Annotated in this window: 7 protein-coding genes; 2 read left to right on the top strand and 5 right to left on the bottom strand. The window is 60.1% G+C overall.

Annotated elements, in window-relative coordinates; translation table 11 throughout:
• The first annotated feature begins 40 nt into the window (after positions 1-40).
• Positions 41-856 (top strand): ABC transporter ATP-binding protein, encoded by an 816-nt coding sequence (locus tag B552_RS0114430; protein WP_019449739.1) that lies wholly within the window; start codon positions 41-43, stop codon positions 854-856.
• 12 nt (positions 857-868) lie between these two features.
• The gene (locus B552_RS0114425) at positions 869-2,119 is read left to right on the top strand and encodes an AMP-binding protein (protein WP_019449738.1); all 1,251 of its coding nucleotides are present in this window, start codon (positions 869-871) and stop codon (positions 2,117-2,119) included.
• Between the two features lie 13 nt (positions 2,120-2,132).
• On the opposite strand, the gene B552_RS0114420 is transcribed toward B552_RS0114425, so the two are convergent.
• From B552_RS0114420 to B552_RS0114400, 5 genes are all read right to left on the bottom strand, one after another.
• Positions 2,133-2,585: a YbaN family protein gene (locus B552_RS0114420; protein WP_019449737.1), complete on the bottom strand. Its 453-nt coding sequence runs from the start codon at positions 2,583-2,585 to the stop codon at positions 2,133-2,135.
• Positions 2,586-2,628: 43 nt separating this feature from the next.
• Positions 2,629-3,606, bottom strand: a complete 978-nt coding sequence (locus B552_RS0114415; RefSeq protein ID WP_019449736.1) for a nitronate monooxygenase family protein — start codon at positions 3,604-3,606, stop codon at positions 2,629-2,631.
• Positions 3,607-4,045: 439 nt separating this feature from the next.
• A complete protein-coding gene (locus tag B552_RS28875; protein ID WP_157160255.1) occupies positions 4,046-4,552 on the bottom strand; it encodes a hypothetical protein in 507 nt (168 codons plus the stop codon).
• An 8-nt stretch (positions 4,553-4,560) separates the two neighbouring features.
• Positions 4,561-7,098 (bottom strand): chitinase, encoded by a 2,538-nt coding sequence (locus B552_RS0114405; RefSeq protein ID WP_237718216.1) that lies wholly within the window; start codon positions 7,096-7,098, stop codon positions 4,561-4,563.
• Positions 7,099-7,551: 453 nt separating this feature from the next.
• Positions 7,552-8,745 (bottom strand): class I SAM-dependent rRNA methyltransferase, encoded by a 1,194-nt coding sequence (locus tag B552_RS0114400; protein ID WP_019449733.1) that lies wholly within the window; start codon positions 8,743-8,745, stop codon positions 7,552-7,554.
• Positions 8,746-8,749: the final 4 nt, after the last annotated feature.

The raw sequence follows: 8,749 nt of genomic DNA, 5'->3' as shown, positions 1-8,749 counted from the left end.
ACAAGTGGGAGAGGGGAGCAAAACAGCACAGGGACAAGACATGACCCTTCTATCCGTCAACAACATCGAAGTCATCTACGACCACGTGATCCTCGTGCTCAAGGGCGTGTCGCTCGAAGTGCCGGAGGGGCGCATCGTGGCGTTGCTCGGGGCCAATGGGGCGGGCAAGACCACCACGCTCAAGGCGATCTCCAACCTGCTGCATGCCGAGCGTGGCGATGTGACCAAAGGCTCCATCGAGTACCGGGGCCAGCGTGTGGACCAGCTCACGCCGAACGACCTCGTCAAACGCGGCGTGATCCAGGTGATGGAAGGGCGCCACTGCTTCGCGCACCTGACGATCGAGGAAAACCTGCTGACGGGGGCCTACACGCGTGGGCTATCGCGCGGCGAGACGCGTGAGGAACTGGAGAAGATCTACGCCTACTTCCCGCGCCTGAAGACGCGCCGCAAGTCGCAGGCCGGCTATACGTCGGGCGGCGAGCAGCAGATGTGCGCGATCGGGCGAGCCATGATGGCGAAGCCGTCGATGATCCTGCTCGACGAACCGTCGATGGGCCTGGCGCCGCAGATCGTCGAGGAGATTTTCGAGATCGTGCGCGACCTGAACACCCGCGAGCGCGTCAGCTTCCTGCTGGCCGAGCAGAACACGATGGTGGCGCTGCGCCATGCCGACTACGGCTACATCCTTGAGAACGGGCGCGTGGTGATGGATGGCGATGCGGAATCGCTGCGCACCAACGAGGACGTCAAGGAGTTCTATCTCGGCGTGGCCGCCAACGATGCCGAAGGCGGCGCGCGCAAATCGTTCCGCGATGTAAAGAGCTATCGCCGCCGCAAGCGCTGGCTGGCCTGACCACGAGACACCATGGCTGAATATTTCGATTCGCTGGAAACGCGCGACCCCGTGGAACGCGAGGCGGCGCTGATCGCCGCGGTGGCGCAGCAGGTCGCGCATGCGCAATCGCATGCGCCTTACTTTGCCGAAGTGCTGTGCGATGTCGATGCGCGCGAGATCACGTCGCGGGCGGCGCTGGGGGCGTTGCCCGTCACGCGCAAGTCCGAACTGACCGCGCGGCAACGTCTTGCGGCGCCGCTGGGTGGCCTCAATGCAACGCCTCTGGCAGGACTGCGTCATGTATTCCAGTCGCCTGGCCCGATCCATGAACCAGCGGGCTTTTCGGCCGACTGGTGGCGCACGGCGCGCGCGATGTTCGCGGCCGGATTTCGCGCTGGCGATCTGGTCTACAACACGTTCTCGTACCACTTCACGCCGGCCGGCATGATGATGGAGTCGGGTGCACATCGGCTGGGGTGCTGCGTGTTTCCGGCCGGCGTCGGGCAGACCGAATCGCAGGTGCAGGCGCTGGCCAACTTGCAGCCTTCGGCTTATGCGGGCACGCCGTCGTTCCTGAAGCTGCTGATCGAGCGGGGCGAGGAAATGGACATGCCGTGCAAAAGCCTGTCCAGGGCATTGGTCAGCGGCGAGGCCTGTCCGCCAGCGCTGCGCGCCTGGTTGCAGGACCACGGCATCACGGCGCGGCAGATGTACGGCACGGCCGATCTCGGCCTGATTGCCTACGAGACCGAGGGCGGCGACGGCTGGGTCGTCGATGAAGGCGTGATGTTGGAGATTGTCGAGCCGGGCGGCTCGCAGCCGATGCCCGAGGGCGAGGTTGGCGAGGTCGTGGTGACGGTGCTCGGTAACGGCGACTACCCGTTGATCCGCTTCGGCACGGGCGACCTGTCGGCCATCGTGAGTGGCTCATCGCATCGCGCCAGTCCGTGCGGCCGCACCAATATCCGCATCAAGGGCTGGCTTGGGCGCGCGGACCAGACCACCAAGGTCAAGGGGATGTTCGTGCATCCGGGCCAGGTGGCCGATGTGGTGCGGCGCCATCCGGAGGTTCGTGCGGCGCGGCTGGTGGTGACTGGCTCCGTCGGCGCCGATGTGATGACACTGCACTGCGACGCCACGCGCGACGACGCGACGCTGGCGGCGGCCATCTGCGATTCGATGCGCGAGGTCATGCGTCTGCGCGGCGAGGTGCGCTTCGTGCCGGCTGGATCGCTGCCGCAGGATGGCAAGGTAATAGAGGATGCGCGGCGCTACGATTGACCGCGGCGGTCGGCTATTCCGGTTGCGTGTCGCCAGCCTTCGGATAGCCGCCACGCGGCCGAGTGGGCAGGCGCACCATCCACACCGTAACCGCCAGTGCGATAGCGATCAGCGTGACCGATGCGAGCGGACGCTCGCGCATCAGCCAGGCGGTGACGCTCATCGAGGTCCACATCATCGACAACGCCAGGCACTTGGCCCGCAGCGGAATGCTGCGATGGGCCTGCCAGTCGCGCACGAGCGGCCCGAAGCGCTGGTGCGTGACCAGCCAGTGATGAAAGCGCTCCGAGCCGCGCGCGAAGCATGCGGCGGCCAGCAGGACGAATGGTGTGGTGGGAAGCAGCGGCAGGAAGATGCCGATGATCCCGAGCGCAAGGCTCAGGGTGCCGCAGGTGACCCAGAACGCGCGGATGGCGCGTTCGCGGTGCGTCAGCTTGTTCTGGCGTTCGGGGTCGTCTGGTTGCAACGGTGGAAATGCGGCGGGCGCCGCAACAAGGGCAAAAACGCGCTTATGCTACCAGCCCCAGGCGGGCACGCGCTGCGTCGTATTCGCTCTTCATGCGTGCCACGATCTCTCCGGCAGACGGAATGTCGTGGATCTGGCCCACGCCCTGGCCGGCGCCCCAGATGTCCTTCCACGCCTTGGCCTTGGAGGCGCCGCTCGAGAAATCCATCTTGCTCTTGTCGGCAACGGGCAGGTTTTCCGGATCGAGCCCCGAATTGACGATGCTCTCGCGGATGTAGTTGCCGTGCACGCCCGTGAACAGGTTCGTGTAGATGATGTCGGCCGCTGCCGAGCCGGTGATCGACTGCTTGTACTCGGTGGACGCGTGCGCTTCCTGCGAGGCAATGAAGCGCGTGCCCACGTAGGCGAAGTCGGCGCCCATCGCCTGCGCGGCCAGTACGGCCTCCCCGGTGGCGATCGAACCGGACAGCGCGATCGGGCCATCAAAGAACTTACGTACCTCGCCCACCAGCGCGAACGGCGAGAGCATGCCGGCATGGCCGCCCGCGCCCGCCGCCACCAGGATCAGGCCATCCACGCCAGCTTCGATCGCCTTCTCGGCATGGCGGATGTTGATCACGTCGTGCAGCACGATGCCGCCGTAGCTGTGCACGGCGTCGATCATTTCCTTGGGAGGCGCACGCAGCGACGTGATGAAGATCGGTACCTTGTGTTCGACGCAGACCTTCACGTCGTGCTCAAGGCGCGCGTTCGATGCGTGCACGATCTGGTTGACCGCGATCGGGCCCACCGGCTTGTCGGGATTCGCAGCCTTGAAGTCGGCCAGGTCCGCCTGGATCTGCGTGAGCCACTCGTCGAGCAGCTCGGCCGGACGCGCATTCAGCGCGGGAAACGCCCCGACGATGCCAGCCTTGCACTGCGCCAGCACCAGTTCCGGATAGCTGACGATGAACATCGGCGACGCGATGACGGGCAGGGCCAGGTTCTGCAGAACTGGCGGGATATGTTTGGCGGCAGGCATAGGTCTCCTCGCATGCATCTAATTGAACGGTCGTTCGATTATAGGGAGTTTGAGGTGGTGTAGCGCTGGGCTAGAGGTTGCAGTCTACGTCGCAGGACAAACAACGAAAGTTCATCGACGAATTTCGTAGGCCCGAGTTGCCGCGATCCGCATGCTGACTTTGATAGGTACAAGGGGGCAAGAGGCGGAATGCTGGATAGCAAGACATCGTAGGGTATCGGGCCGCTGGACGGGTTGTGGGCTGGACTGCCCGGTTTGGCTCGAAGGCGGTGTTCAGTTATCTAGTGCCGACTATGCTGGAAGCGCCTGCGGGGTAGAAACCACTAACCGCTTGTGTATGGAGAATGGCCCCACCGACTCTGGAGGCTTAGACGCTGCGTATACCAATCCCTTCGTTTTTTCACCAAGTTAATGAGGAGATCGGCATCCGTAATTTCAATTAATTGTTCAACTGCCTTAATTTTCCTCTAATTGATGGTTCATCTTTATATTTGAATCGCACAATTTTTCCTTCTTGTCGACCATCGAATCCCTGTCCGAAAATGTTTGATATTTTTTTGTTTTCTGAAAATTTGATTTGATTATTATTTTTTTTTTCCTCATACGCGTGCACTTCATAAAAGTTGCCATCTGTATCGACGCCGGGCAGGTTGTAGTACCACTTTATCACAACGAAAATGTCGGAGCGAAATTTTCCGCTGCCCTTGAATACTGTTACCAACTCCGCAGGGGCGGGGCCCTCTTGATTGAAGGACGCAATATGCGTCAACTTGCCATTGACGTGGCGTAAACCTATGTCTAAAACTTCCGGTGTCCGCTCGATACGATTAATTTCGATCCAATTTTTCTCCGATAGGAAGTTAATTTCAATCTGCTCGCTGATTGAGTTTGCAAGCGATGGTGATGAAAAATGTGCGGAAATCACCAGCGAAGAAAGAAAATGCATTAATATCTTCACCTTGTGCCATCCCTAAAAACATTATCTGATATAATTTTTTGGAAGTGTTTGCGCCGATTTTCATAACTATCGGTTCTTTTGTTGATCAGTGCCGTTATTGCATCAACTTGTGTGTCGCCATGACCTTGATCGGCTATTTCGTAGAGCTTGTGTGCAAGCCAGTAATAGATGCCAGATCTTGTGCTATATTTTGTGTTTGATAGCAAATCCGGGTTTTCAACAAAATTTTGTGCGTCGTCAGTCCAATGTAAATTATAGCCTCTTGTGAAGTCGCGATAATTTCCTATGCCAGTGGTTTGCTTTAGGCCTCGCCCCCTGTATTTCCACCCATCGCCGGTTTCCTTGCTGCCGTTGCCGATTTTGTGTTCATATATACGATTTGCTATGGCTTCGGAATCAGCAGGCTTAGGTGGCTTGTAGCCATACAATTCAGCTTCAGCGGGGTTTTTTTGAAAGTAACCAAAAATCTTAAGTCGACTTGGGGTGTAATATCTTAAATCCTCTTCGAGAGCGCAGAACTCCCCGACCTCCTGTCTTACTTGAGCAAAGAAATGACTCAGCCTCGACTCCGAGTCAAGTCGATACTGAGTGGCATTTTCGTTTATTTCCGCTGCGATACCGGCCAATCTTTCATCTGGAGCCTTTTGATTTGGCCATATTTTTCGAAGCATCTCCACTGTAACGGTTGATTTTCTGCGGAAGTTCCCCACCAATCCAATCGGATGAATATGAAAAACATCCGCTCCCGGCAAATCGCTCACACCGGCCTTCACCTCATCCCACCACACCAGCTTCCCAATCCGCTTCAGCTCTTCCTCATGCTGCGGTTGCGGCCCGGTATGTTTCTCAATTTCCTGGATGAGCTGTCGCCATTTACCCGGATTCGCCCACTCACTTTCGTGCCTGATAATCAAGCGAGACATCCGCTGTGCACTCCACCGATCGTCGGCTGCTGCGCGCAACTCGTCTGCCGCCCGGCTTTCATCTCTCCTCGGGTAGATTGCGCGATAAACCGTGGCCATTAACGGACTCAGTTTGTCCACTGCGCCGGGCGTCGGCACGTCCGCGCCCATCAAGTAATCGACATAAGCCTTCGTGTTCGAAAACATCGTGTGTGTTCGATCGTGCGGATCCCTGAAAGACGTATCAAAGTCAATCCAGGATTGCGCATGCTCAAGCGTCACCCGGCCGCCCGCGAAGTTTTCCTGTCGCACCCAGCCGTCGATGTCATGGCCCAGTACATTTGCGCTTTGGACACGCCACCAAATACGCTTTTTTCCATCGGTGCCCGCTTCGGTCTCGTCGCGCCTGTTGTCGGCGTTCTTGGCCAGAACCGCGAGAGTGGCAAGCTGGACGACATCAGTCAGCGGTGCATCTTGCCCCTCGTTGAAGGGCGCCTTATACAGCTTGGTGTTCTTGCCAACTCGCAGGATGGTGGGCTCGCTAGGCAGTCCTAATGGCGCCCAGTTCTCGGGATGGTGTCCGTGCTTGTCCACCCAGTTGCGCCCCTGCTCGATAAAGGCACCGATACCGTCGCCGCAAAACACCTCGAGGTGCACCATGCTGGTTTCGGCCTGCTCGCTCAGCGAGTCATAGCGCCCGAGGTGACCGATCAGGTCGCCAGCCTTGATCTGAATGGGCTTTTCGGGGGTGACCACGCGGTCCAGCATGGAATCCGGCATGACTTCATAGACCACTGGACGACCGCCTTCCTTGCCCAGGAACACCCATCCGTTGATCGCGGCTGTCGGCGCAACATAGCCACCTATTGCAGGAGGAATCAGTTGCGCGCCATGTGTGTCCTTGATCTGGCCCCAGTCACCTTCGCGCTTGCTGATGCTGATCAGCGTCCCACGCGGCAGGATGCACATTGGCGCGCCATGGGGACGCGACGCTCGAACCCTGAGTCCTATCTGGCTCGGCTGGGCAGCAACGCCCCTCGGCCCGGATGTGGGCTTGTCATTGGCGAACTGCGTCACCTTGAAATCCGGCGACCAGTACGCAGGCCGCGGCAGTGTCTTGTCACTCTCGTACCCGGCCAGGTCCCGCAGATGCATGTACAGGCTGAAGAAAGTCAGCCTGTTGTCCTTGGGAAACTCCATGGTGTGGCGCACCAGCGCGAATCCCGTGCTATAGCGCGCCTCTCGGGCGGGCTTGTCGGCCTGTGCCGCTATCTGGCTGACGAGGTAGGCGCGGTCAATGCGGAAGGCCACAACCTCGCCATCGGCAATACAGCGAACGCCATGTATCAGGTCCAATGCGCTACCGGCGCCGCCTTCTGACACGTGAATGCCGCCATGCCACATGCCCTTTGGGCTGATGCCAAAGGCGCCCAATGGCTCATTCTTAAGGAGCTTGTGGAATTCGTGCTCGTCGCTGAACTCGGCGCTGGCCGTAGTGCCTTGCCCTTTCTTGCGGAACGGGAAGGCAAAGCGTGGTTGCTTTACTGGCGTGATAGGAGACTTCTTTGGACCCGTTGCCGCTTTGCTGCCGCCGTCAATTGCTTCCGCCATCTGGAATACCCCGGTAGTCACGTCGTCTGTCGTCGGGCCTTGCGCCCGATGTGCGAGATCGTCAACGAGGAGGTAGTGCGGAGGGAATCGCTGAAACCTGAAAGTGATGTCAGAGTTTCGTGGGTCTGACTGAAAAGAAATGAATAACGCGGCTGGGTGGCTTCCGGCAACGAGCGTCGTTGAGGACCTCAATACCACAATCAAAATCATCAAGCGCCGGGCCTATCGCTACCGTGGTGATGAGTACCTCTTCCTAAAGATCAAGGCAGCCTTCCCCGGAATTCTTCGTTGAACCAAAAAAAAGCCCCGCTGGGTTAGAGCGGGGCCATTACCACGAAGACTGATAAGAAGAGACGGTTCGACACCTGCCAATGCCTTACCGTGATTCGAATCTTAGTAGGCGTTTGTGACGGCAGGAAGTCAGCCCGGAACAATTCCGGAAAACCCTAGGATTCGGATTTTTTTCAGACTCGGTCAGACTTTTTCGAGCAGCAGGCCCTTCAGGTATTCGCCCTCGGGGAACGCGGCCGACATCGGGTGGTCCGTTCCGGCTGACAGGCGGCGCAGGATACGCGCATCGGACCGCGCATCCGTGGTGGCGCCGGCCACGATCTTCTGGAACAGCTCCATGCTGATGGCACCCGAGCACGAGTACGTGAACAGCAGTCCGCCCGGGCGCAGCAGCTGCATGCCGACCAGGTTGATTTCCTTGTACGCGCGCGCGGCGCGGTCGATATGCTGGGCGGACGGCGCAAACTTGGGCGGGTCCAGCACGATCAGGTCGAACTGGCGGCCCTCGGCACGGAATTCGCGCAGGCTCTTGAAGACGTCTGCATCCAGCCAGGTGGCGCGGGCCGGGTCGAAACCGTTCAGCGTCACGTTGTTGGCCGCGATCTTGAGCGCTTCGCCGGAAGAGTCGATCGACGTCACCGACGCAGCGCCGCCGCGCAGTGCGGCCAGCGAGAAGCCGCCGGTGTAGCAGAAGCAGTTCAGCACTTCGCGGCCTTCGGCCAGGTCGCCCACCAGCTTGCGGTTGTCGCGCTGGTCCACGTAGAAGCCGGTCTTGTGGCCGTTGCGCACGTCGACGTAATAGCGCACGCCGTGCTCGGTGACCGACAGCTCGGGGTCAGGCTCGGCGCCGGCCAGCACGCCGGTCACGAGCGGCAGGCCCTCGCGCTGGCGCACGGCGGCATCGGAACGCTCGTAGACGTTCGGGCAGCCGGTTTCCTTGATCAGCGCCTGCACCAGCGCATCCTTCCATTGCTCCACGCCCGCGGCGTTGAACTGGCAGACGAGCTGGCCGCGTTCGCCCTGGCCGTAGTAATCGACGATCAGGCCCGGCAGGCGGTCGGCCTCGCCGAAGATCAGGCGCACGGCGTCGGTGTCGCGCACCCAGCGCTGGCGGTGTGCCAGGGCCGCCGACACGCGGCGCTTGAACATGGCGTGATCGACCGGCTCGTTCTCGTCGAACGTCCAGACGCGCGCGCGGATCTGCGACTCGGGGCTGTACGCGCCACGCGCCAGGAAGCGGCCGTCCGCGCTGCGGATGACCACGGTCGATCCCGGTTCGCAACGGCCTTCAGTGGCCGCGATGCCGGTGGCGTAGACCCAGGGATGGCGCCGCAGCAGCGACTTTTCTTTGCCCGGCTTGAGGGTAATGACGTTCATGCGC

Origin of the sequence: Cupriavidus sp. BIS7 (genome assembly GCF_000292345.1) — a bacterium.
Classification (GTDB): domain Bacteria; phylum Pseudomonadota; class Gammaproteobacteria; order Burkholderiales; family Burkholderiaceae; genus Cupriavidus.
The sequence above is the reverse complement of the archived record's forward strand: the minus strand, read 5'-3'. Positions and strand labels throughout refer to the sequence as shown.

Bases quoted from the DNA above. Each gene is read 5' to 3' on its own strand.
- B552_RS0114430 (WP_019449739.1), top strand. From the start codon at position 41: ATGACCCTTCTATCCGTCAACAACATCGAAGTCATCTACGACCACGTG.
- B552_RS0114425 (WP_019449738.1), top strand. From the start codon at position 869: ATGGCTGAATATTTCGATTCGCTGGAAACGCGCGACCCCGTGGAACGC.
- B552_RS0114415 (WP_019449736.1), bottom strand. From the start codon at position 3,606: ATGCCTGCCGCCAAACATATCCCGCCAGTTCTGCAGAACCTGGCCCTG.
- B552_RS28875 (WP_157160255.1), bottom strand. From the start codon at position 4,552: ATGCATTTTCTTTCTTCGCTGGTGATTTCCGCACATTTTTCATCACCA.
- B552_RS0114400 (WP_019449733.1), bottom strand. From the start codon at position 8,745: ATGAACGTCATTACCCTCAAGCCGGGCAAAGAAAAGTCGCTGCTGCGG.